Source organism: Pseudomonas sp. NFX183, assembly GCF_047943075.1.
Classification (GTDB): domain Bacteria; phylum Pseudomonadota; class Gammaproteobacteria; order Pseudomonadales; family Pseudomonadaceae; genus Aquipseudomonas.
In genome coordinates this window covers 1896386-1919779 of record NZ_CP181333.1, presented here as the reverse complement: position 1 = coordinate 1919779, position 23394 = coordinate 1896386, and the positions used below count along the sequence as shown (strand labels likewise).

Sequence of the window (23394 nt, the reverse complement as noted above, 5' to 3'; positions counted from 1 at the left end):
CGTTTTCAAACGACATTAAGGATTAATGTGAACCTCACCTCCCCAACCCCTTTTCTGCCACCACCGGCTGCGGTGCGTTTGCTCGCGCCTGCGTTTCAGAAAGACGCCTTGGGAGCATGCACTCGGATCAAGTGATCCTTCGCTCAGCACACCTACAGCCGCCGGGCTTATTGGCGGCTTTGACTGTAGTTCATGGAGTTTGAAATGAAGCGTAAGCCGTTCCAGAAAACCCTGTTGGCCTTGATGGTCAGCGCAGGCGCCGCGCACGTTGCTGCGGTGGAATTTGACGTCAGCAGCGGCCAGAACACGTGGAAAGGCCAGGTGTTCAACGAGCCTGTGACCTTGGTCGGTTCACGCAATGTGGTGGCCACCCAGCGTTATGTCGATGGGGCGAGTGTTGCCGAGACCGATATTCAGGGCTCGCTGATCAACCGCGCCGACTACACCATCGATGGCAGTGGCCTCAACATTCGCGGGTTCGTGGTGGATGGTGCGATTGACTCAGATCTCAGAGCCCGTGGCGGCATTATCACCGGCGATGTGGTTCAGTCCGGTGTGATCAGGCTGACCAACCAGACCTGGGCCGAAGGGTTTGAGGTAGGCGCCGCCACCGTCGGCGGCAACGTGATCAACACGGGCACCATCATCACCGTCGACGTGCCGGGTTCCGGCCCCGAGAGCGACGGCGAGGGGATCTACCTCAACGGCACCACCGTAGGCGGCGATGTCGTCAACTCCGGCCTGGTGGACGTGACGTCCTACTACGGCTTCGGCCTGATCCTGGACACCCACAACAATTTGCCGGTGACCGTCGGTGGCAAGATTCTCAACTCCGGCACCATTCGCGTCACCGGTGAAGAGGCGCTGGGCATTGAGGTTGAAACCGACACCAGTGACCTGCGCATTGAAAACAGCGGGTTGGTGACGGTCAATGGCGGCCTTGCCAGAGCGGTTCGGTTCGACTCCGGTACTTACGACTATCTGCTCAACACTGGCACTATCGAAGCCAATGGCGCCAACGCGGTCGCTGTCAGCCTGCGGGGCGCGACCTTTACCTTGAACCCACAGACGGGCGCGCGCGGCATCGTCAACCGTGGCCTGATCAAGGCCGACAGCACGGCGATCCTGGTGGATGCGCGGTACCAAACCTCGCCTTTCGAAATCAACCAGCAAGCCGGCGAGATCCGCAGTAACGCCGGCACCGCCATCGACGCCGCCAACCTCGCCACGCTGAACTGGACGGGCGGCAAAATCACCGGCGACCTGCTCAACCTGAACGCGGTGAATGTCGCGGGCCAGGCTGATTTCGTCGGCCAGCGCATCATCGCGCCGGTCTCGGTCAACGCCGGTTCGTTGAACCTCTCTGCGCCGGGCACCACGATCACCGGCGACCTTAACGTCGCCAGCGGCGCGGGCATTGATATGCACTTGGCCGACAGCGTGGTGCCGACCACGCCGTACCTGACGGTCAACGGCACGGCCAATTTTGCCCAGGCCTCAAAGCTGACCGTGAGCGCCAACCCTGGCGATTTCACCCGCACCAACAATGGCACCCAGTACACACTGCTGCAAGCCAGCAGCGTGCAAAACAACGGGCTGTCTGTTGCCAGTTCTTCATCGCTGCTCAACGTGCTCAGCTACTCGGCGGATGCCCAAACGGTCAAGGCTGTCGTCGCGGTTAAAGACAACCAGCAAGTGCAGCAGGAACTTGCCGGTGCAGGTGCCACCGCCGCAGCGGCGACGGCGGTCAATACCTTCAAGAACGAGGTGCTCGGCGGGCTGAACCAGAACGACCCCGTGTTCCAGTCCCTCGCCAACGCCGGTACTGCGCAACAGCTTGCTCAGGTGGGCGAGCAGCTCAAGCCAGACGTCAACCGTGGCGCGCTGGATGTGGCCTTGTCGGGTCAAACCGTGATCAACGGCGCGATCTTCAACCGCCTCGCTGATCAGCGCGAAGGCCATCAAACCGGCGGCGTGTGGGTGCAGGGCCTGAGCAGCAACATGGACCAGGACGGCCGTGGCGGCAACAACGGCTACTCGGCCAACAGCAGCGGCATGGCGGTGGGTGTGGACGGTCGCTTGAACGACACCACCCGCTTGGGCGTGGCCTACAGCTACCTCAACTCCAACATCCATTCCGACCTGGGCAACAAGACTGACGTCGAGGGCCACGCGCTGTCGCTGTATGGCAACTGGGCGCTGCAAAACTGGTTTGTCGACGGCAGCCTCAGCTACGGCCACAACGACAACGACAGCAAACGTCATGTGGCAGGCACCACGGCCAAGGGCAGCTACGACAGTAATGTATTGGCGGCCAGCGTGATCGGCGGCTACAGCTTCAAGCCGTCGCAGGCCGTGGTGATCGAGCCGCGCGTGACGGCGCGTTATGCCGACGTGCGCATGGATGGCTACGACGAGAAGGGCTCTTCGGCAGCGCTGAGCACCCGCTCGCAACGCTATGAAGTGGGTGAGCTGGGCGCCGGCCTGCGGTTGGCAGGCAACCTGCCGATGGGTGCTGGCAAGCTGCAACCGGAAGCAACCCTGATGGCCTATCACGACCTGATGGGCGATCGCGTCGCGCAAACCTCCAGCTTCGTGGCGGGTGGCTCGCCATTCACCGTCACCGGCGCTTCGGTGGCGCGTGACAGTTATGAAGCCAGCGTGGGCGTGAACTACCAGGTGTCGGACTTTACCGTGGGCGCCAGCTACACCCGCCAGGCGCGCAGCGGGTTTGACGCCGATGGCGTAATGCTCAAGGCACGGTATGCCTTTTAAGCGCTGACGGCGTTGCTCGGTCCGGGGCCTGCTGGCCCCGGACCACGATTATTCAACCTCGAGGTTCTTATGAAAGCATCCATCGCAATCCCCGTCGCACTGGCCTTTGCCGTGCTGATGGCGGGGTGCAGCAGCCATCGGCTTGCCGAGCAAAATTTCTCGAAGCCGGTGGTTCCGTTGGCCACCAATGACTATCAGGCCAGCCTGACATTTCGCACCAAGGGCGGCGCAGGCGACAACCCCGTGACCTATTCCCTGGCGTACGCGGAGTCGAGTTATGGCTTGGCCGAGGCTGGCGAGCGGGTTTACGACGGGTATTACTTCAGCCGCGTGCCGGGCTACCTGAAAAAAATCGGCGGTGGCACTGACTCTATCGACAAAGTGATCGAGGCCAACAAACCGCTGCGCATACACGCCAACGTCAAGCAGCAGATCGCGACGCTCAACGGCATTCCGATGCATTCCATGTTTGGCTATGCCATTACGGCGCAACCGGCGACTCAGGCGTTTACGCCGCAGCCGAAGAAGCATTACCTGATTGAGACGGTCATCAGTGATGCGTTTGTGATGAGCATTTATGAAGTGACGGCGACGGGTGAGCGCAAACCGGTGGAGGTGACAGTGGGCGCGGACTGAGCCGGCGACGCAATTGCCAAGGCGAGCACTGCGACCGTGGCGAGCGGGCTTGCCCCGCGTTGGGTTGCGAAGCGACCCCAAAAAATGGGCCTGCTACGCAGTCCAACGCGGGGCAAGCCCGCTCGCCACAGGGTGCGATCGCTACCGAATCAGAACAACTTGCGCTGCACCGCCTCGTCCAGCGTGCTGCGCGTCAACGCTTCAACCACTTCACCCGTGTTCGCCTGGAACGGGATGCCCAGAATCAGCACCAGGTGCATCCAGGTGCGCACGGATTCGCTTTTGCTCACCCGGCCCAATTCTTTGCCGTCTTTGTCCTTGAACACCGTTTCCATCGTGAAGGTGTTTTTCGCCGTGGACGGAATAATGAAGAAGGTGGCACCGGTAATGATCGCCGAGGCCATGCTGAACTGTTCGTTGTTATACAGCTTGGCGTCGGCGTAAATGTCCGAGTCCACTTTGTCAGTGCTTACCCGCGCAAAGCGGTTGGACTGGCGGAAGGCATCCGCCACAGCTTTTTCCCATAGCGCTGCCGGGGCGCCGGCGGCGGCGTTGGCGGGGCCACCGTTGACCTGGTTCAGCGCTGTGGTGCGCACGAATGCGCTGGGTTTCTGCGCTGGCGCGTTGGCGGTCGGCGGCCAAGTCTGCACCGGTGGCAGTTCGTGTTGCGAGTAGGACACGCAACCGCTCAGCAAGATCGCGGCGAGGACCAGGCTGTGCTTGATCAATCCTTTCATGTGTTGCTCCTTGAATTCAGGGTTTGGCCAGTTTGGCGGTAGCGGTGTCGAGCAGTTGCGCGACCAGTTTGTTCAGCTGCTGGGCGCCCATCGACGGTGCCCAGTATTCGCCGCCATACAGACCGACGTTGTGTTCGAACTTGAGCGCTTGCTCGGCCGTGGCCAATTCTTTGCCGTTGCGGTCGACGATCACCAGGTTGCCGGCCACGTCGAAGCTGTCGACGTAGATCGGCCCGTTGACCCAGATCCAGATCGTCAGCGTCAGCAGCGCGCCGGGTATGTAGGCCGGGTGCGGTGCGCGATGGCCCTTGAGCGAGGTCATGTTGAATTTGAGCACCACGTCGCTTTCTTCCAGGCGCGTGGGGTACTCGGTGACCTGCTTGAAGTAACCCGCCGCGCGCACGTACTGGTTGAGCTGGGCCGTGAGCGAGCGACTGATCGCAGTTTTGTTGGCCTCGTTGACGTCGGCGGCGTTCACCGTCACGTCAGCGATTTGTGCACTGCGCGGGCTGCTGGCAGCAGCCGGGTGGAGCGGGGCACCGATGGGGCCGGTGACGGTGTAGGATACGCAGCCGGTCATCGACAGCGTCGCGATCAGGGCCGCAGCCCTCAGGAGGGTGTTCAACACGCAATATCCCTATTTAATGAGCAAGCCAAGCCAGTGTCTCGACCGGTGGCTGTGAAACTTGAGGTGGGCGCGCAGCTTAGCAGGCCGCCGTTGGGCGGCGAACTTCACGGTGGCGGCAAAACCGCTTGAGTACATCGGGCAACCCCGTAAAATGCCGCGGCATTGGCTACATCGCATTTTTCAAGGACGAATCAAGCAATGCGCACTTCTGCTTTTCTCCCCGTCACCTGCCTGATGGCGGGCTGCACTTTCCAGCCGGGCCGCTGCGCGCCGGTCATCCTTGCCAAAACACCTGCCTGCTGGCCCGACACCTTTGATGTTGAGGTACTGGGCAAGATCGCGCGTTTTTTCAGCAAGTTCTGATCGCCGCGACAGCGTAGTTGACGTACACAACAGTCCCTCCCGCGGGTTCACCCGCTGCAACCGCGGACCTCTCACCCTAGGAGCACCCTGTGAAAACACTGTCCAAAATCCTGCTGTCTGGCCTCACCGCCGCAGCGCTGCTGACCGTGGCCGGTTGCGCCACGGAGAGCAACCGCGCGATGCCGGTGGAACAAGTCGCCAGCGCCAACGTCGCCTATTCCGGCGTGCGTGTGCCGATTGCCGTGGGCAAGTTCGATAACCGCTCCAGCTACATGCGCGGCATCTTCTCCGATGGCGTCGACCGCCTCGGTGGCCAGGCCAAAACCATCCTGATCACCCACCTGCAGCAGACCAACCGATTCAGCGTGCTGGACCGCGACAACATGGGCGAAATCTCCCAGGAAGCCGCGATCAAAGGCACCGTACAGAAGCTTAAAGGCGCGGACTACGTAGTGACCGGCGACGTCACCGAGTTCGGCCGCAAAGAGACCGGCGACCGCCAGCTGTTCGGCATTCTTGGCCGTGGCAAAACCCAAGTGGCTTACGCCAAAGTCGCGCTGAACATCGTCAACATCAGCACCTCCGAAGTGGTGTATTCCACCCAGGGCGCCGGTGAATACGCGCTGTCCAATCGTGAAGTCATCGGCTTTGGCGGCACCGCCAGCTACGACTCCACCCTCAATGGCAAGGTCCTGGACCTGGCCATGCGCGAAGCCATCAACCGCCTTGTCGACGGCATCAACGCCGGCGCCTGGAACCCGCGCAACTGATCAGCAGCACCTCAAGGAGCAGTACACGGATGAGCAAGGCAGTGAAGTTGGCGCTGATGCTGACAACAATCGCGACGGTCGCCGGGTGCCAAACGGCGCCCCAACCCCTGTATCAGTGGGAAAGCTACCAGCCGCAGGTTTACGAGTACTTCAAGGGCGAGCCCAAGGAAGCGCAGGTTGAGGCGCTGGAACGCGATCTGCAAAAGATCAACGCCAGTGGCCGCAAGGCGCCGCCGGGTTACCACGCCCACTTGGGCATGCTGTACATGACCATGGGCAAGGATGACCAGATGGTGCAGGAGTTTCGCACCGAGAAGGCCCTGTTCCCCGAGTCTGCTTCCTACATGGACTTTCTGCTGAAAAACGCTAAGACCGGAGTCGCCACTAAATGAGCCTGTTAAAACTCACGGGCGCCTTGCTGGCCCTGGCCTTGCTCGGCGGTTGCGCAGCGCCCAAGACCATCGATTACACCGCATACAAACAGGCGCGGCCGAAGTCGATCCTGGTACTGCCGCCGATCAATGAGTCGCCTGAAGTGCAGGCGTCCTACAGCCTGGTGTCGCAGGTGACTTACCCGCTGGCCGAAGCGGGCTACTACGTGTTGCCGATTGCCCTGGTGGACGAAACCTTCCGCCAGAACGGCCTGACCACCGCCAACGACATCCAGGGTGTGGCACCGGCCAAGCTGCATGACATCTTTGGTGCGGATGCGGCGCTGTACATCACCGTCAGCGAGTACGGCACCAAGTACATGCTGATCTCCAGCGACACCTCGGTGACGGCCTCGGCCAAACTGGTCGACCTGCGCACCGGCACCACGCTGTGGACCGGTTCGGCGCGGGCGTCGAGCGAGGAAGGCAACAACAATGGCGGCGGCCTGGTGGGCATGCTGATCACGGCGGCGGTCAAGCAGGTGATCAACAGCTCCACCGATGCCGCACACCCGATTGCCGGCATCACCAGTGCGCGCCTGCTGTCGGCGGGGCAACGCACCGGGATTCTGTACGGTCCGCGTAATCCGAAGTACGGCACCGACTGATCCGGGTACGGAAAACACTGCAGATCCAATGTGGGAGCTGGCTTGCCTGCGATAGCATCACCTCGGTTTAACTGAAAAACCGAGGCGTTTGCTTCGCAGGCAAGCCAGCGCCAACACACTTGCACAGTGATCGAGGTGTTATCCGACTCCGGTTTAACCCGAACCCTCCACACCTTGCGTCTGACCTTGTGAACGGATCATTCATTCACGAGGTTCAGCCCATGTCCCGTCCGCTGCTTTTCCTGCGCCCTGCTGCCCACGGCTTTACCGTTACGTTGCTGGTCGCGTTGGCCGGTTGTGGGTTGTCTTCTTCCCGTGATGCCGCCAAGCCTGAGCACGCTGCACCTGTCGCCGAACTGCAAAGCGCGCCGGTACAGGGTGCGCTGAGCAAACGCATGCCGATGCCGGCGCCAATGGCCATGCGCATGGTCAGTCAGGATTCAGCTGCGATGGCCTACCGCAGCGAACCCCGCGAGCACTACGCAAACCTGCCGGACAACCCGGTGCACCGCGTGGCCGAAACGCCCGTCTCGACCTTCAGTGTCGATGTCGACACCGGCAGCTATGCCAACGTAAGACGCTTCCTCAACCAAGGCCGTCTACCGCCTGAAGGTGCTGTGCGATTGGAGGAAATGGTCAATTACTTCCCCTACGACTACGCACGCCCCACCGACGGCTCGCCGTTTGGCGTGACCACAGAGATCGCCGCCACACCGTGGAACCCGCACACTCAGCTGCTGCGCATCGGCATCAAGGCGTCCGACCGCACCGTCGCGGAGCTGGCGCCGGCCAACCTGGTTTTTTTGGTGGATGTGTCCGGCTCCATGGACCGCCGCGAAGGCTTGCCACTGGTAAAAAGCACCCTGAAATTGTTGGTGGACCAGCTCCGTGACCAAGACCGCGTGTCGCTGGTGGTCTACGCCGGTGAATCTCGCGTGGTACTCGAACCCACCTCCGGCCGCGACAAAACCAAGATCCGCAACGCCATCGACCAACTCACGGCGGGCGGCTCCACGGCCGGCGCATCCGGCATCGAACTGGCCTACCAGATGGCCCGCGCAGGTTTTATCGACAAGGGCATCAACCGCATCCTGCTGGCCACTGACGGTGACTTCAACGTGGGCATCAACGACTTCGACAGCCTCAAGCAGATGGCGGCCGAGCAGCGTAAAAGCGGCGTGTCGCTGACCACCCTGGGCTTTGGTGTGGATAACTACAACGAACACCTGATGGAGCAATTGGCCGACGCGGGCGATGGTAACTACGCCTACATCGACAACCTGCGCGAAGCGCGAAAAGTACTCGTCGACCAGCTCAGTTCAACCCTGGCGGTTGTAGCGCGGGATGTGAAATTGCAAGTGGAATTCAACCCGGCCCAGGTCAGCGAGTACCGACTGCTGGGCTATGAAAACCGCGCCTTGAAACGTGAGGATTTCAACAACGACAAGGTGGATGCCGGCGAGATCGGCGCAGGGCATACCGTGACGGCGTTGTACGAAATTGTCCCGACGGGCCAGAAAGGCTGGCTGGAGCCGTTGCGCTACGCCGCTGCGCCGGCGGCTGAGCACACATCCACCGAGTTGGCGATGCTGCGCGTGCGCTATAAACCGGCAGCGCGCGGCGACAGCCAATTGATAGAGCGGCCCATCAGCAACCAGGCGACCAAGGCCAGCGACGACCTGCGCTTCTCGGCAGCTGTGGCAGCCTTCGCCCAACAGCTCAAGGGCGATGGCCGCTACACTGGCAGCATGAGTTTGCAGGACACCGCCGCACTGGCCCGCTCGGCCCGAGGCGATGACCCGTTCGGGCTGCGCAACGAGTTCGTGCAACTGGTGGAGTTGGCGCAGAGTCTTAAGCACTAACGACAATCAATGTGGGAGCGGGCTTGCTCGCGAATGCGGTGGATCAGTCGGTATATCTGTTAACTGACACTGCGCATTCGCGAGCAAGCCCGCTCCCACATTTAGAACGATTTCGACTGTGAGAAAGGAGTTCGCCACCTACATGGCCGTACCCGATGATTCACCCAGCGACGAAGCGCTGCTGGCCCGCTACCGAGCCGGAGACGGCGCCGCGTTCGAGGTTTTGTACGCGCGCCATCGCCAAGGTTTGTACCGGTTTCTGGTGTCGCTGAGCAACAAGGTCGAACTGGCCGAAGAGGTGTACCAGGAAACCTGGCTCAGCCTGATCCGCAGCACCACCCAGCCACAAGGTCGGGCGAGCTTTCGTACGTGGTTATTCCAGATTGCCCGCAACCGCCTGATCGATCAATGGCGCAAGCACGGTATCCACAACCCGCTGCACGACAGCTACGATGAGCAACTGCACGCCCAGCCCGACGACAGCGCCGGCCCCGAGCAGCAACTGAGCCTGAGCCGCGACCAGGCGCGCCTCGACGCAGCGTTGCAAGACTTGCCCGAAGACCAGCGCGAAGTCTTCCTGCTGCGCCTGCACGGCGACCTCGAAGTGCCGCAAATCGCCGCCCTCACTGGTGCCCCGCTGGAAACCGTCAAAAGCCGCCTGCGCTACGCCCAGCAGAAACTGCGCCGCCTGCTGGCCGAGGAGATACCTGCATGACCGACTCCCGACACACCCAGGACCCCGACGACGTGTTGCTCCAACACTTTCGTCAACACAGCACAGGCGAGCCGCCCGCGTCCCTCGACGCCTTCATCCTCAACACCGCCCGCCGCGAAGCTCCAACGCCGCCGCCGAGCCTATGGCAACGCTGGCTGAACGCCTGCCGCCAGCCGCGCTGGCAGATGGCTTTCGCCACCGTCGCCGGCGTGGCGCTGATGATCGGCGTGGTGATGCGCTCACCCGTGCCGCAACCGGAGATATCCACCGCGACCTTCTCCGCGCCTCATCAGGAAGCCGCGCGCCCACTTGTCCAAGCGTATTCGGCGCCGGCACCGGCGCCCATGGCCCGCATGGCTGCCGCACCACCGGTTCAGGCTGAGGTCGCCGGCGCAATGGCGGATGAGCCGGCCGCGAAACTCAGCAAACGTGCGGTGGCGTTGCCATCATTGGAGGAGGGGTTGCAGCAGATCGTGGAGCTGCGCCGAGCTGGAGAAACCAAAGCGGCCGATGAACAGCTGCTGGCGCTGCATAAGCGCTTTCCCAAGGAAGACTTGCCGGCGCGGTTGGAGGCGTTGCAGAAACGTTAGATCACGCCCACAAAAAAGCCCCAGGCCTTTCGACCTGGGGCTTTTTCGTCTGTATCTGGTGTCCCGGCGTCGTTTGAACTGGGCTATGAAGCCCCAGTATTTACTGGGGCTAGCAGACAGGTTTTCGATTAGGCATACATGTGGGCATACACGACCAGCTCGCCTGGCCCATTAATGCCCTATGCAATGCTGCCATCTATTTTGGGTTACTAGCTGGTGTGACACTGGTTGGAACAGTAGTAGCAGCCGTTAATCCGGCTATCCGACCATTTTTGTTTAGCTGCGGCTACGGCTCCATGGCAAGTGGGATAGGTGCCAACTTCGACCTGGTTTTCAAGGGAAGGCATGAACCGGCATCCGTTGGTCGCATCATGGACTTCATGATCACCATTCGCCTGGGCGTTCTTGTTGATGATAAATCTTGGCATTGGCTGTCTCCTTGGCTGCGTCATTTTTATTTTTAACCGACCAACAGCGGTACAGCGTTCACCTGGTCATGAGGGCCAGTTTGGAACGGTAGTATGAGAGCACCTACACAGCCCCCTCTAAAACCGGTGTAACGCGTGTTACTCGTGTAACGCCTATCGCCAAACGCCTGTTTTCATTGGCTTTTAGGGCCGTTACACAGTTTAGATGTCTAGCGTACATCCGATGTAACGCTGCCCCTGCGTGTAACGCAGAAAGTCAGCGCACGTCTGCTGCGGGGCAAGCGTTCTGCACCTGACGGCTTGGAGAGTAGCTGGGGAATTGGGAAATGCCATTAAGGCGCACCCTCTATTCAACCCACGGTCTCGCTGTCGTTACAGAGTGGCATGCAGCTATTCGAATTTTCGGCGACGGAAGCTAGCCCTGGTGCCAAAAACTGGCGGGGCCCCTGGGAGTATTAAGGTGGTACGGGGCATGAAACCCGCGGGATCGAGTTAGTGGGAGGTGCCGGAAGTTACTGAAATTTCAATCGTTGAAATTGAAAGGATGTTGAAGAAAAACGGCCATCGTTACAGCTTCGGTAACGGTGGCTGTATCTGTTGCTGATAGTGAACACCCGCACGGCGTCAACCATGGTGATGGGTGTCAACCACGTCAACCTGTCAACCAACTTAAAAAATCCAGCCGCTAACACGAACGCGCGGGTTCTATGCCCCGTGCCTATCCAAAATGCCCAGGGTCCCCAGCGGCTTTCCGATTCATAGGGCAAATGCACTGGTGAACAGCAGTTCACCCGGTTCACTTGTTCACTAAGCTGGGCACCTTTCCGCTGACACGATCACGCGGGTTTCCTACCCCGTACCAACCCGATGCGCTCAGGGGCCCCCTTAGCTTACCCAGGCCTAGAGCATGATCAATCTCCTCGCTGGCGGCGTTGTTGCGAGTGGGGCTTAGGGGATGCCCTCATGAAAACGTGTTATGGGTGCTACGTTCGTTAAAAAAGGATTTAACCATATGATTTTAATGAAATTTATTTGTGTTGAACGTCCTCAGTCGTATGTTGCGCAAGTGTGTGCATGGCCATTAGGTGTTACATCAACAGCTGTTTTTTGAGGAGCTGTTTATAGCTATTTGGGCGGGTGCTAACTGACCAGAGCCCTTCGCTAAAAAGGGCATCTGCCGGAAGAAGCAACCTCGCAAGACTGCTTGCAAGCCCATTATCAGGCAAGGCCGCTTGCGTCAAATCACAATTGCAGTCTCCACATGCCCGCGTTCCTAGTGCCCATAATTTGGGATGCCAAGAACAGAGCGCGGTAACCACTTCACTGCTCAACGCACGATTGGGGGTGAGGAGATCAATCAATAGGAGCATATTCAGTGGAGCTAGCGGCTATCATGTGCACCGCATTGATATGCTCATAACATGCGCTATCAAGAACTGGCTTATTTAAGTGGCGTATGACCACCATGGGGTAAACATTGGCAGTCGATCTTCAAGATCTTTCTCGGCGTCTATTCGCCACGGCGAACCAGCTTTGGACCAACACTGAGTTGAGGCCAGATCAGTATGCGCAGCCGGTATTGGCATTAATTGCTCTGAGGCAGATGGAGGCGCGGTTCGACGTTGCAGATGCTCAGCTTCCACGCGGCGGGCGGCTCGGCAATCCCACGCCGCCGGATTACCATGCGAGGGGGGCGATATTCCTGCCGCCTCATGCGCGTTTTTCCTATCTTCTTGGCCTACCGGAAACGGAAAATCTGGCCGAAGCGCTGAACGAGGCGATGAAGGCCATCGCTGAGCACAATCCGGATCTCGCCGGTGTGTTACCGCAGGGTTACGGCTCTCTGCCTAATTCTGTCCTGCGTGAGTTACTGCGGTTGCTACATCCGCTCGCGATTGCAGGCGACGCCTATGGTCTGATATTCGAATATTTCATGGGGGAATTTGCTTCCGCCTTTATGCAAAAGGGGGGCGAATATTTTACCCCGTCGAGCATCGTGAAGCTGATCGTCGAGGTGATCGAGCCTTTTCATGGACGTATTCTTGATCCGGCCTGTGGTTCCGGCGGAATGTTCGTCCATTCCGCCGAATTCGTGAAGCGGCACAATGAAAACCCGGCCCGTGCCATCAGCGTTTATGGCGTGGAGAAGATGGGCGATACCCAGAAGTTGTGCCGTCTCAATCTGGCGGTACATGGGCTCTCCGGTGATATACGCGTTGCTAGTAGCTATTATGACGACCCGCACCAGATGGTGGAAAAATTCGATTTCGTAATGGCCAATCCACCCTTCAATCAGAAAGAGGTGGATGTCGCTCGCTTGATGAACGAAGCAGGGCATGTTGATTCGCGCTTTTCTCTGGGGGTGCCAGGCGTAAATAACGCAAACTACCTTTGGATCGGGATGTTTAACGCGGCTCTCAATGATCGAGGTCGCGCTGGTTTTGTAATGGCGAATTCCGCTTCTGACGCGGGCGGTTCCGAACGAGAGATGCGACGCAAGCTGATTGAGAGCGGGGCTGTCGATGTGATCATCTCTACTTCACCAAATATGTTTTTCACCGTCACTCTGCCAGTGACGCTGTGGTTCCTGGACAAAGGAAAGAGGGGAAGCGCCCGTGAGGATCAGGTGCTGTTTATTGATGCGCGTCATATCTTCCGGCAGGTGACGCGTGCTTATCGCGATTTCACACCTGAACAGATTGAGTATTTAGGTAATATCGTGCGCATTTGGCGTGGCGAGGAGCCGGAACTGGCGGCGGATAGTAGCACTAGGATGAGCGCTCTTTTTGGGGGGGAGGGCTATAAGGATGTTCCCGGCTTGTGTCGAGCCGCTAACCGCGCCGAGATAGCCGCGCAGGACTGGAGTCTGATTCCCGGCCGTTATGTCGGTATTGCCACGGGCGCACAGCCTGATGACGAGGACTTCCGCGAGCGGTTGGCAGTCTTACAGGAGGATCTGGAAAGCCTCAATATTGAGGCTGCGCGATTGCAATCGGTGATCGCAGCGAATGTCGCAGAGGTACTGGCGGGATGAAGACTTTCCCCCTTCGCCCGTTCAAAGAACTGGTGGATATCAATCCAAGAACCAAGCTGTTGAAGGATGTCGAATATCCTTTTGTCGCAATGGAAGATCTCACACCGGGACGTCGTTATGTACATTCCCGCCAACAGCGGAAACTGGCGGGGGGGGCGAGGTTTGAGCCTGCGGACATTTTGTTGGCGCGAATTACACCTTGTCTTGAGAATGGAAAGATCGCGCAATATGACCCCGCTGGTAAACCGGCGTTCGGCTCTACAGAGTTCATTGTATTGAGGGCGAAACCGGGCGTCGCGGATCCGGGTTTTATCCATTGTCTTGCTCTCAGTAAGGAAATTCGTAAGCCAGCTATTCTGAGTATGGCTGGTGCTTCTGGGCGTCAGCGAGCAGATGCGAAGGTTGTGGCGGAGGCTCTTGTACCTGCTCCAGCCCTCGTAATTCAGCGCCGGATCGCTGAGGTTTTGGGTGCTTATGATGATTTGATCGAGGTCAACCGGCGGCGAATTGTCGTACTGGAAGAGATGGCGCGGGCACTGTTCGAAGAATGGTTCATCCGACTTCGGTTCCCTGGTTACGAGAGCGTGCCAATCGAAGACACCCCCGATGGCCCACTGCCAGCCGACTGGAGTTGGGGAACCGCTGGTGATTTGTTGCTGTTCGACCCCCGCACTCGGATACCGCGTGAGGGAGAAAAACCCTTCATCCCTATGGGGCATGTCGACACTGCAACTTCTCTGATCGCGGAGCCCGAGGTTCGCACTGGCAACTCTGGCTCAAAGTTTCAGAACGGAGATACGCTGTTTGCGCGTATCACGCCTTGCCTTGAAAATGGCAAAACCGGCCTTGTGCGGCATCTCCCCGGCCCGGATGGTATTGGGTTCGGCTCGACCGAGTTTATTGTAATGCGCGCGGCGCGAGCGGGGCTGGCTTTTAGCTATTGTCTGTCGAGGCTGCCTGCCTTTAGGGAGCACGCGCGGCAGTCCATGTCTGGGGCGAGCGGCAGGCAACGTGCCCGAAAAGAAAGTGTGGCGCAGTTTGTTATCGCTATTCCCCCAACTAATGACTTGTTCGAGCGGTTCGAAAAGGCTGCATCACCGATGTTGGAGTTAGCTGGCGAGATTGGATTGTCGAACGAGCGGCTAGCCTCCGCGCGCGATCTACTACTCCCTCGCTTAATTTCTGGCCCGCTTTTGATCACGCCGACAGACCGCGAGTTAGAGGTCGACTGAGATGGCACAACCTTCGCTTTCTAGTGAGTTTTCTGAAGATGGCGCAGTGGAGCAGCCAGCGTTAATGCTGCTGCAGCAACTGGGCTGGCAGTACGTCAACTTGATGGAGGAAAAGCTAGGCCTGGATAACCCTACCGGCCGCACCAGCTTTCGTCAGGCTTATCTCCCCGCGCGGCTGCGTACTGCACTGATAAAGCTCAACCCTAGTCTGCCTGATGAGGCTCTGAAGCTGGCACAGGAAGTTTTGATACAAGATCGCTCGGCACTGTCGCCTATAGCTGCCAATCGCGAGCTGTATCAACTACTGCGCGCTGGAGTGCGTGTTGAGATAAAGCTTCCGGAGAGCGGTGTGAGTGAAACCGTCACCGTCCGCGCGATTGATTGGCGCGATGTGGCTTCCAATGATTTTGTTATAGCGAGCCAGGTCTGGGTCGAAGGTTTGCTGCACAAGCGTCGTCCAGACACCCTAGGTTTCGTCAATGGTCTGCCGCTGCTCCTTGCTGAATGGAAGGCACTCTCCAAACCAATCTTCAACGCATACGACCAAAACCTGCGCGATTATCGTGACACCATCCCGCAGCTGTTTCCGTTCAACTGTTTCGTAGTTCTCTCGAATGGACATGAATCGCTGATGGGCGGCTCGCATACCGATTTCGATTTCTTTGCGCCTTGGAAACGACTTGAAGAGGGTGGTCCTGAGGACCCGAGTCTTGAGACGTTGCTGCGAGCCACTTGCGACCCGGGCCGATTCCTTGACCTGGTTGAAAATTTCATGCTGTTCGATGAGGCCAGGGGAGGACTACGCAAAGTGGTTGGTAAATACCATCAGGTGCTAGGCGTGAACCGAGCAATGGCAGCCGTGGAGCAGATTAGACAGAACGATGGCCGTCTCGGTGTGTTTTGGCATACGCAGGGGTCGGGAAAGTCTCTTTCAATGGTTATGTTTGCCGAAAAGGTTCTGCGACGCTTAGGCGGTAATTACACTTTTGTGATTGTGACGGACCGCGCCGAGCTGGACGACCAGATCGCTGGACAATTCGCCAGCGTTGGCGCCCTCACCAAGGATACGCAGCAGGTACAGGCTGATAGCCGTGTGCATCTGCGGGAGCTGCTAGCGGGAAATGAACGTTACGTTTTCACGTTGATTCAGAAATTCTCGACCGCTGAACGAGAACCGATGCCTGTACTTTCCGACCGTTCCGACATAATTGTTATAACGGACGAGGCGCACCGAAGCCAGTATGATCAGCTTGCAGCTAATATGCGCGCAGCGCTGCCCAATGCCGCGTTCATCGGTTTCACCGGTACGCCGCTAATCCAGGGCGAGGAAAGCCGCACTCGTGAAGTGTTTGGTGATTACGTCTCAGTCTACGATTTCGCCCAGTCCGTCCGCGATGGTGCAACGGTGCCGCTCTTTTATGAGTCTCGCAAACCCGAGCTTCAACTCAACTCTGCCGAGCTGAAGGAAGAGTTGGGTGAGCTCCTAGATGAGGTTGAGTTGAGCGAGGAGCAGGAAAAGAAGCTCCAGCGCGAATTCGGACGACAATATACTCTCATCACCAATCCTAACAGGCTCGACAAGGTGGCCGATGATGTAGCGCTGCATTTCGCCTTGCGCGGCTATCGCGGTAAGGCGATGTTTGTTGCCATCGACAAGGCGACGGCGGTTTCCATGCATGATCGCGTCAAGGCGGCGGTAATCAGACTGATCGCGGCTGATGAGAAAGCACTTAAGACGGCGCATGAGGCAGAGGGTGCAGCTATTGCAGAGCGGCTCGTGTGGCTACGCGAGTTGGATATGGCCGTGGTTGTCAGCCAGAGTCAGAACGAGATCGACGATCTCAAAAAGAAAGGCCTCGATATTCTCCCTCACCGCGAGCGTATGCAGAAGGAAAATCTGGAGGAGAAGTTCAAGGACAAAAACGACCCACTGCGGCTCGTCTTCGTCTGCGCGATGTGGATCACTGGGTTTGACGTACCCACCATTGGCACTGTCTATCTCGATAAGCCGATGAAGAACCACACGCTGATGCAAACCATTGCGCGCGCCAATCGCAATGCGTTGGGCAAGACCAGCGGTGTAATTGTCGATTACGTGGGCGTGTTCAACAATCTGCAAAAGGCGCTGGCGATTTACGCTGGCAGCGTGAACGATTCGGATACGGATGAAACGCCAATCAAGGATAAGGAAGCCTTGAGGGAGGCGTTGGAGCAGGCGCTGGAACAGGCGCAAAGGTTCACTGAGCAGTTAGGCGTAGATACAAATTTGATCATGGCAGCAGATGCTCTCTCTCGGCTCGGTTTGATTGCCAAGGCCATCGAGGTACTGGTCTCGCCCGATGATCGGCGGAGGGAGTTTGCCTATCTCGCTGGTGCGGTCACAAAGACCTACAAGGCGTTGCTACCCGATGAGCGGGCTGCACCGTATCTAAAGCCTGTTGCTGTATTCCATATGTTGGCGGACGCGGTAAAGGCCAAGCTGGGGCCCATCGACATATCGGCTATTCAGGCAAAAATTGCGGAACTACTTGATGAGAAACTGGAAGGCGTCGCGATCTTAACGCCTATCGTTGAAGGTACTGGCTCGGAGGGGCGCGTTGATCTCTCCGGCATTGACTTTGAAAAGCTGGCCAAGCTGTTCGAGACCAGCCCCAAGGTTACTGTCGAGCGAGTGCGGGAGGAGGCCGAGAATAAGGTCAAAAAGATGGCCGATGCCAACCCCTCTCGTGTGGATCTTGTTGGGAAGCTGGAAAAGCTGGTCGCCGAATACAACGCGGGATCTATCGACGCGGACAAATTCTTCGAGGCGCTGAAAGAGTTCGTCGCCGGCCTCTCAGAGGAAGAGGAGCGTGCTTCCCGAGAAGGGTTGACCGAGGAGGAGCTGGCGATCTTCGATCTGCTTACTACGCCTGAGCCGAAGCTGACCAGGTCCGAGGAGGCGGAGGTGAAAAGCGTGGCGAGGGCGCTGCTTGCCAAGCTCCAAGATCTAATGGTCGGTATGGACTGGTTGCGTGCCCAGGAAACGCGAGGCGCTGTGTGGTCAGAAATCCGGCAGCGGTTGAACGAACTGCCGCAGGCACCTTATCCAGATGCGCTCTGGAATGCAAAGGTCAGCCAAGTCTGGGACTTTGTGACGCGGCGCTATGCTAGCGAGGGCGCGCGTATTCACTAATGCAATGGCGGATTCGGATACGCGACGAGCGTCGTTCGCTCCCCATGCTAGTTCTGCGGCTTACCCCGGATTAACATTCGCCCTCGTCAAATAACTGCTTTTGCCCAACTCTGCTGCAAAATTCGGTCGTGGTTCCCACGATAGAAAAGTAGGACCCTAAGATTGAAATGTTTACTTTTAGCTGAGGATTCCGGGCATGTATCTCGCAACTGCGCGCAATAAAGGGGTATTCAGCGGTCAATATTTCGGGAGTTTGGAAGATCCGAGTTCTTTAACAACATCGGACGATGGTGGTCATGTAATGGTCTTAAGCCGAGCGTCGCCATAGACCAAAAGCCGAGAAGGCCTGAACCCTTGTTTGTAAGGATCAGATCCAGCAAAGCGGAAGCTGCTTAAGCTTCCGCTTCGTAATCACCCATTCTTTCTTTTGAGCTGGAGGTCAATGAAATCAAGCTCTGCCTTGATTGCATCAATCGTGAGCGTCTCAACCTTGGTGTCTTTGTTTGCTCTTGCTTTGAGCTTTTTCGCTCCAGCCATGCCGGCAATTATCCCGTTCAAATGCAGTTTTCGGGCCTTTAGGTATTCAGGCATCTGAGCACTGTTCTGTGGTGGTGTATTCATGGTGAGGCCGATGGTAGGCCCGAAACAGCCTGCTTTTCTCAGGCTGCTTCGGGGAAGTTTTGGGTTACGCTGCCAATAGTTCAAGTAGGCTGTGTTGGCGAGCGCGATCTGCTAGTTCATGCCAGGTCCAACTTCCAAAGCGCTCGCCCTGTTCAGGGATATCCAGCTTCATCAATGCAACCGGGTCTCGATTAATCAGGTCGCGTGCGGCCCACAACTTACCGCCTGTTTCCAGCAGCGCTTTCGCGGCCTCATTCCATTGTTCCTCCAGCACAGTGTTCGCCAGGTGAGCCGCTTTTTTCTCGATCTTGGCGCGTTCTTTTTGTGCCTCTGTGATGTGCAGATCAATCGTCACCAGCTCTTGTTCCAGAGCGGTGATAAGCAGTTGTTGACGGCGGTGATGCTCAACCGCGGCTGTGAGGTTTTTTGCTGCCTTTTGAGCTTCTGCGTTAGCCGCTTTCTCGCCCTCTACATCGCCCCAGGCGACAGCCTGCGCATAGGCGGTGGCTGCATCCGTTTCAGCTTGTCGGGCTTTTGCCATGTCTTCCTGATCGCTCTGGCGGACCTGCTGCAACCGGGTCTCGATGCTGCTGCGCTTTTCGTTGAGTTCCATCTCGTCGGCTTTCCAGTTCGCCATATCGCTGAGATAGCCCGCAGCCAAGCTCTCACGGTTTGCCAATGTATCAAGGCGGTCTATCTTCTGATTCAGTGCGCTGATCTCGAGATTTCGCGAGTCGATGCGTCTTTTGTGATCGTTGATTTCATCCTGCACGGCCCGTTGACGGCCCTGTTGGATAACCTCTGGACTTTCCAGTGCCGCTTCAAAGGGTGCCAGGTCGAGCCGAATGCTCTCCATCTCGAGGGTCAGTGTGTCGCGGCGGTCTTTCAGTTCTTGGATAGTGGTCATCTGTATTGTCTCTGTGTACTGCGGTTGATTGGGATGGTTGTCGAACGGCTGGCGAGGCCGGTAATCAGCCGGCGCTACCTCGATCAGCAGGCATGCCGTCAGGCAGCCACGGCCTCGCTCTCTTCCGTGCCCGGAATCGTCTTCACGATGTAGCAGCGTTGCTGACCCAGACCGGGTAACCGAACCAGACTCGACGCCTTGCCTTCGCTGGACGGTTCCAGCACGCCTCGTTGCAGCAGCTCCTTGTTCACTGCACTGATGTTCATGCCCTTGAAAATTTCGGCCCTCCAGGCTTCCGGCAGTACGTAGTAGGTGTTGGTGGTGTGCAGTGCATCGCCCATGCCGTGTTCCATCGTCTTGCGAAAGCCCAGTCGATCAATCGTGCGTGGGCCGTGCTCATCGATCTTGGCGGCGGCAGATTCCCAGCGGGTAAAGCGGCTTTCTCCGAACCGTTCGATGACCTGGTGTAAACGCGCCAAGATCGCATCTCCCTCAAAGTTTCCGGCGCCGCCGCGCTCAGCCAGCCATGCATGCAGGCAAACCCGTGCAGCAGTCGTGGCCGTACCATCAGGCCAACCGGTGACGCCGAAGGCGGTGGCCAACTCTCCGGCCGCTGCTGCGAGGCCAAAGCGAAGGGCGGCACGTTGGGCTTGTCCACTGGCCGATACGGGTAGGTTTTGTGTGATGAACTGCTCCACCGTGCGGCGAATGATCACCGTCCATCTAAGCATCTCGCCAGGCGCGCACAGTGCATGTAGGAAGGCGGTGAGGGGTGTGCCGTAGTATTTGGCTACGCGGGCCTTTAGCGCATCGGAGAGGGCGGCGGCGTCATCAAAGCCATTGAGCACATCGAACATGCCGAGGCCTTTGCTGGCATCCGCCGGCACGGCGAGCATGCGCACCTCCATACCGGCTTTCAGCTCCTTGTTGGCATCCGCCATGTGCTGCGCCAACGTCTTCTCGCCGGTCGAGAGAAACAGCAAGCGCCACTCCTGCACCTGTCGGCCCGCTTGTCCTCGATCATTCGCCCGGGCCTTGCCGGTGCCGTTGCCGAGCATGTAGACCGTCTCGCCGATAATGCGCGGATCGCACATGCCGATTTCATCCAGCACCAGGAGGCCGTCTGAGTGTGCGGCGGCGATGGACTCCAGCGCGTTGTCTGTCGAGCGCCATGAACGCACCAGGCGAGGCCCGCCATAAACCGATGCAGCGACTTGCAGGTGAGTTGTCTTGCCCCCGGAGCTGTCGCCATACAGGTGGAAACCGCCCGACTCATGCCCCAGCATGTTCAGAAGAGGCCCTGCAAACGCCACAGAGACGACAAACGCCAAGCGATGGTTACCAACGCATAGCGCGCCGATTTGCTGCTGCCATTGCTCCAGGGAACCTGCTTCGCTGATTGGTGGAAGCTGTGCCCCGGCTTCATAAAAATGCAGGTGTTCGGCGTGTGAGCCGATTTGCTGTTCGGGCAAAAGGAAGGCGTTGTCGTGCCACCCCAAGCGCGTCACCAATCGTGCGCGCTGGGCGCTGTCGAAGCCGCCGAGGTAACTCTGCAGGTCATTGCGTGCGTTTCGCCCTGATCGGCTTCCTGCTAGGCGCAGGCCCATGTCTACCAATGGGCCGAGTACGTCCTTGCCGAAGTCGCCGGTCATGGTCCTGGCTGGAATATTCCAGCGTTTTTTGGCGCCGTCCGGGTCGTCGAATTCGACCAACAAGCCCCAGTTGTGGCCCTTGTCGTCGCGGGTGCGAGCGATGATTTCGAGAGGCGAGCACACGGGGCGAGCCTCGCCATCATCGCCGGAATAAAACACCCCTTCAGGCGTCAGCCGAAAGCCGCCCGGCAACAGATCATTTTTCGATTTCGCAGGGCGTTTGGCGGGCGCCTTGGCCTTCTGTTCTTGAGGTTCAGTTGGCTCAGCGGCACTGCCGAAAAACTCACCGCTGCGCACCAACTCGGCGACGTGGGCAGCGGTCCAGCCTTTGGCTAACGCATCCACTGCATCGTCGCCGTCTGCCCATTTTCCACCCTTGATGAGCGTGGGCTTTCCGCCTTTGCTGCTGGGCTTGAGCTTGAACACGTCGAGCGAGATTCGTTGTACCGAAGCGACGCCCAGCTCAATCAACTTGAGCTCGATGGCGCCCATGCAGGTCTTCCCGCTGGCATCGTTATCCGGCCATAGCACCACCGTGCGCCCTTTGAGTGGCGTCAGGTCGGCCTTGTGCCAAGAGTTGGAGCCGTTCGGCCAGCACGTGGCTACATGGTCGGGCATCAGTTCAGCGGCGGCATCAGCAGCCTTTTCGCCTTCACACAGCACCACAGGCGCATCGGCCCGCTGTGCCAGCTCATCCAGGCGCAGCAGTGGCCGAGGCTCCAGCAATCCTTGCCAGCGCCATTGCGTGGTTTGCCCATCGGAGCGCTTGCACCAGGTCAACGGTGCAAAGACCTTCCTCGGTTTGCCGTCTTCATCTGGGCCCAAGTCGAAGCGATACAGCGCCATGACCGGTTGGCCCTGTGCATCGCGATAGATCCACACCTTGGACGGAACACCATGCTGCCGGTGTTTTGCTGGGCACTTGTTCATGGCCTCGGCCGGGATCGGCTGAATTGCGATCCACTCCGGCGTTGCGCTCTTGGCCGGTGCGCTTTTGGTAGTTGCAGATCCTGCGGAAACGCTGAGCAGATCCGCCAGCTTTTTGCAGGCGTCAACGTCTGTGCCGCCTTCGATGTAGCGCACCAGGTCGATCAAGTCACCGCCCTTATCACCGGTGGCAAAATCCGCCCAGGTGCCTTTGCTCAATTTGACCTTGAGTGAGCCCGCACGTTTGTCCGTGCGCGTCGGGTTCGGTGCGGTGTATTCCTTGCCGCCGTCGACGCGTTTGCCGTTCGGCAGCCAGTGATTAAGGACGCGGTCGATGTTATTCAGGGCAGCGCTTTTTACGTCGGCAAAGCTGGGACGTTTTGAGGTGTTGCCGATGCGCTGGGTCATTGCGCAGTACTCGCTGCACACAGCGCATCGTTCACGTCATCTATCAGAGCTTTCGCCATTTCTCCCAGGTAGAGGGCAGGCCAACTGAACCGCTCGCCCTCATTACTCATAGCTGCGTCGAGGGTCAGTTGGTTGGCGTAGTACTGAAACAGCGATATGGCCTCAAGTGCGTCCTCGATCGGCACGCCTTCATTGACCCTAAACAGCTTTTGAGGACCGCTGGCAACGCATGAGAATTCGGTACGCCCGAGGGTGTTGAGAGTGTTCACAGGGCACCGCCTTTCTGGCCCATTGGCACAGAGGAGGCATCACCGTACAAGGCGAGTGTTTTGATCAAGCCTAAGGTTCCGCGCACGTCCCAAATGACGGATGACAGCACGCGGTTGGAGAGTACGGGTTTATCGCCGTCTAAATGATCTTCCAGCAGCATCAGGACTGAGTCGGCACGGTCGAGGGCGCAGGTGATGGCATCGATGGGAATACCGGCTTCAGCGTCCTGGCTGACGCAGAGCAGATCCTCGGGAAGTGAGAAGCCTGGGAGCATGCTCATTGGGCACCCCCTGCGGCTTCCAGGGCGCGAGCCTTGGACATATGGGCGTTGTAACGGGAAAGGCGTGTAGCGAGGCTGGAGTTGGCGTGTAAAGCGGCGAGAGCCATTGCTCGATGAGCAGCAGCGCGAATTTTGGACGGATTGAGGGCGTGCATGGGTGGCGCTCCAAGTTTTGACTATGGAACTGCCACGATCCTTTCCACGGGATTGGGTGGCAGCTGTGCATGGGGTGGAAATACCGGGAAACTTGGAACCCGGCCAGGCCGAAGCCTGCCCACACACAGCCGCCATAACTCGAAATCGCAGGCGTAAAAAAAGACGCCTGCAATGGTAATGGGGGCGCCTGTG

The 23394-nt window shown here is 58.5% G+C and carries 20 protein-coding genes; 13 read left to right on the top strand and 7 right to left on the bottom strand.

Features of this window, described 5'->3' with window-relative positions; translation table 11 throughout:
• The first annotated feature begins 204 nt into the window (after window positions 1-204).
• Both ACM530_RS08955 and ACM530_RS08950 read left to right on the top strand, forming a co-directional pair.
• The gene (locus ACM530_RS08955; protein WP_416364620.1) at window positions 205-2775 is read left to right on the top strand and encodes an autotransporter domain-containing protein; all 2571 of its coding nucleotides are present in this window, start codon (window positions 205-207) and stop codon (window positions 2773-2775) included.
• 69 nt (window positions 2776-2844) lie between these two features.
• Complete coding sequence (locus ACM530_RS08950) at window positions 2845-3411, top strand: hypothetical protein (protein ID WP_416364619.1); 567 nt, start codon at window positions 2845-2847, stop codon at window positions 3409-3411.
• A 149-nt stretch (window positions 3412-3560) separates the two neighbouring features.
• Here the strand turns inward: ACM530_RS08950 and ACM530_RS08945 are convergent, their stop codons facing one another.
• On the bottom strand, window positions 3561-4148 hold the full coding sequence (locus tag ACM530_RS08945) for a hypothetical protein (RefSeq protein WP_119738306.1): 588 nt from the start codon (window positions 4146-4148) through the stop codon (window positions 3561-3563).
• A 16-nt stretch (window positions 4149-4164) separates the two neighbouring features.
• Window positions 4165-4776, bottom strand: a complete 612-nt coding sequence (locus ACM530_RS08940; protein WP_416364618.1) for a hypothetical protein — start codon at window positions 4774-4776, stop codon at window positions 4165-4167.
• A 198-nt stretch (window positions 4777-4974) separates the two neighbouring features.
• Between ACM530_RS08940 and ACM530_RS08935 the strand changes: the two genes are divergently transcribed.
• From ACM530_RS08935 to ACM530_RS08885, 11 genes are all read left to right on the top strand, one after another.
• Window positions 4975-5139 carry a hypothetical protein gene (locus tag ACM530_RS08935; RefSeq protein WP_416364617.1) on the top strand — a complete coding sequence of 55 codons (165 nt, stop codon included), beginning with the start codon at window positions 4975-4977 and terminating at the stop codon, window positions 5137-5139.
• 89 nt (window positions 5140-5228) lie between these two features.
• Window positions 5229-5909 (top strand): CsgG/HfaB family protein, encoded by a 681-nt coding sequence (locus ACM530_RS08930; RefSeq protein ID WP_010214228.1) that lies wholly within the window; start codon window positions 5229-5231, stop codon window positions 5907-5909.
• A 29-nt stretch (window positions 5910-5938) separates the two neighbouring features.
• Window positions 5939-6301 (top strand): DUF4810 domain-containing protein, encoded by a 363-nt coding sequence (locus tag ACM530_RS08925; RefSeq protein WP_106577341.1) that lies wholly within the window; start codon window positions 5939-5941, stop codon window positions 6299-6301.
• Window positions 6298-6948, top strand: a complete 651-nt coding sequence (locus tag ACM530_RS08920) for a DUF799 domain-containing protein (protein WP_145159672.1) — start codon at window positions 6298-6300, stop codon at window positions 6946-6948. The genes ACM530_RS08925 and ACM530_RS08920 overlap by 4 nt, the downstream gene beginning before the upstream one ends.
• 221 nt (window positions 6949-7169) lie before the next feature.
• A complete protein-coding gene (locus ACM530_RS08915) occupies window positions 7170-8810 on the top strand; it encodes a vWA domain-containing protein (protein WP_416364616.1) in 1641 nt (546 codons plus the stop codon).
• A 142-nt stretch (window positions 8811-8952) separates the two neighbouring features.
• The gene (locus ACM530_RS08910) at window positions 8953-9525 is read left to right on the top strand and encodes an RNA polymerase sigma factor (protein WP_416364615.1); all 573 of its coding nucleotides are present in this window, start codon (window positions 8953-8955) and stop codon (window positions 9523-9525) included.
• Window positions 9522-10115 (top strand): hypothetical protein, encoded by a 594-nt coding sequence (locus ACM530_RS08905; protein WP_416364614.1) that lies wholly within the window; start codon window positions 9522-9524, stop codon window positions 10113-10115. The genes ACM530_RS08910 and ACM530_RS08905 overlap by 4 nt, the downstream gene beginning before the upstream one ends.
• Before the next feature lie 140 nt (window positions 10116-10255).
• The gene (locus tag ACM530_RS08900) at window positions 10256-10579 is read left to right on the top strand and encodes a hypothetical protein (RefSeq protein WP_416364613.1); all 324 of its coding nucleotides are present in this window, start codon (window positions 10256-10258) and stop codon (window positions 10577-10579) included.
• Window positions 10580-12020: 1441 nt separating this feature from the next.
• The gene (locus tag ACM530_RS08895) at window positions 12021-13577 is read left to right on the top strand and encodes a type I restriction-modification system subunit M (protein ID WP_416364612.1); all 1557 of its coding nucleotides are present in this window, start codon (window positions 12021-12023) and stop codon (window positions 13575-13577) included.
• Window positions 13574-14809 carry a restriction endonuclease subunit S gene (locus tag ACM530_RS08890; RefSeq protein ID WP_416364611.1) on the top strand — a complete coding sequence of 412 codons (1236 nt, stop codon included), beginning with the start codon at window positions 13574-13576 and terminating at the stop codon, window positions 14807-14809. Before ACM530_RS08895 ends, ACM530_RS08890 begins: the two co-directional genes overlap by 4 nt.
• 1 nt (window position 14810) lies before the next feature.
• Window positions 14811-17981: a type I restriction endonuclease subunit R gene (locus tag ACM530_RS08885; RefSeq protein ID WP_338514080.1), complete on the top strand. Its 3171-nt coding sequence runs from the start codon at window positions 14811-14813 to the stop codon at window positions 17979-17981.
• Between the two features lie 411 nt (window positions 17982-18392).
• On the opposite strand, the gene ACM530_RS08880 is transcribed toward ACM530_RS08885, so the two are convergent.
• From ACM530_RS08880 to ACM530_RS08860, 5 genes are all read right to left on the bottom strand, one after another.
• Window positions 18393-18602, bottom strand: a complete 210-nt coding sequence (locus tag ACM530_RS08880; protein ID WP_338514081.1) for a hypothetical protein — start codon at window positions 18600-18602, stop codon at window positions 18393-18395.
• Window positions 18603-18666: 64 nt separating this feature from the next.
• Window positions 18667-19509 carry a chromosome segregation protein SMC gene (locus tag ACM530_RS08875; protein ID WP_338514082.1) on the bottom strand — a complete coding sequence of 281 codons (843 nt, stop codon included), beginning with the start codon at window positions 19507-19509 and terminating at the stop codon, window positions 18667-18669.
• A gap of 98 nt (window positions 19510-19607) precedes the next feature.
• A complete protein-coding gene (locus tag ACM530_RS08870) occupies window positions 19608-22496 on the bottom strand; it encodes a DUF927 domain-containing protein (protein ID WP_416364610.1) in 2889 nt (962 codons plus the stop codon).
• Window positions 22493-22765 (bottom strand): DUF3077 domain-containing protein, encoded by a 273-nt coding sequence (locus tag ACM530_RS08865; protein ID WP_029295748.1) that lies wholly within the window; start codon window positions 22763-22765, stop codon window positions 22493-22495. Before ACM530_RS08865 ends, ACM530_RS08870 begins: the two co-directional genes overlap by 4 nt.
• Window positions 22762-23046, bottom strand: coding sequence for a hypothetical protein (locus ACM530_RS08860; protein WP_003175982.1), 285 nt, complete (start codon window positions 23044-23046; stop codon window positions 22762-22764). Before ACM530_RS08860 ends, ACM530_RS08865 begins: the two co-directional genes overlap by 4 nt.
• Between the last annotated feature and the right edge of the window lie 348 nt (window positions 23047-23394).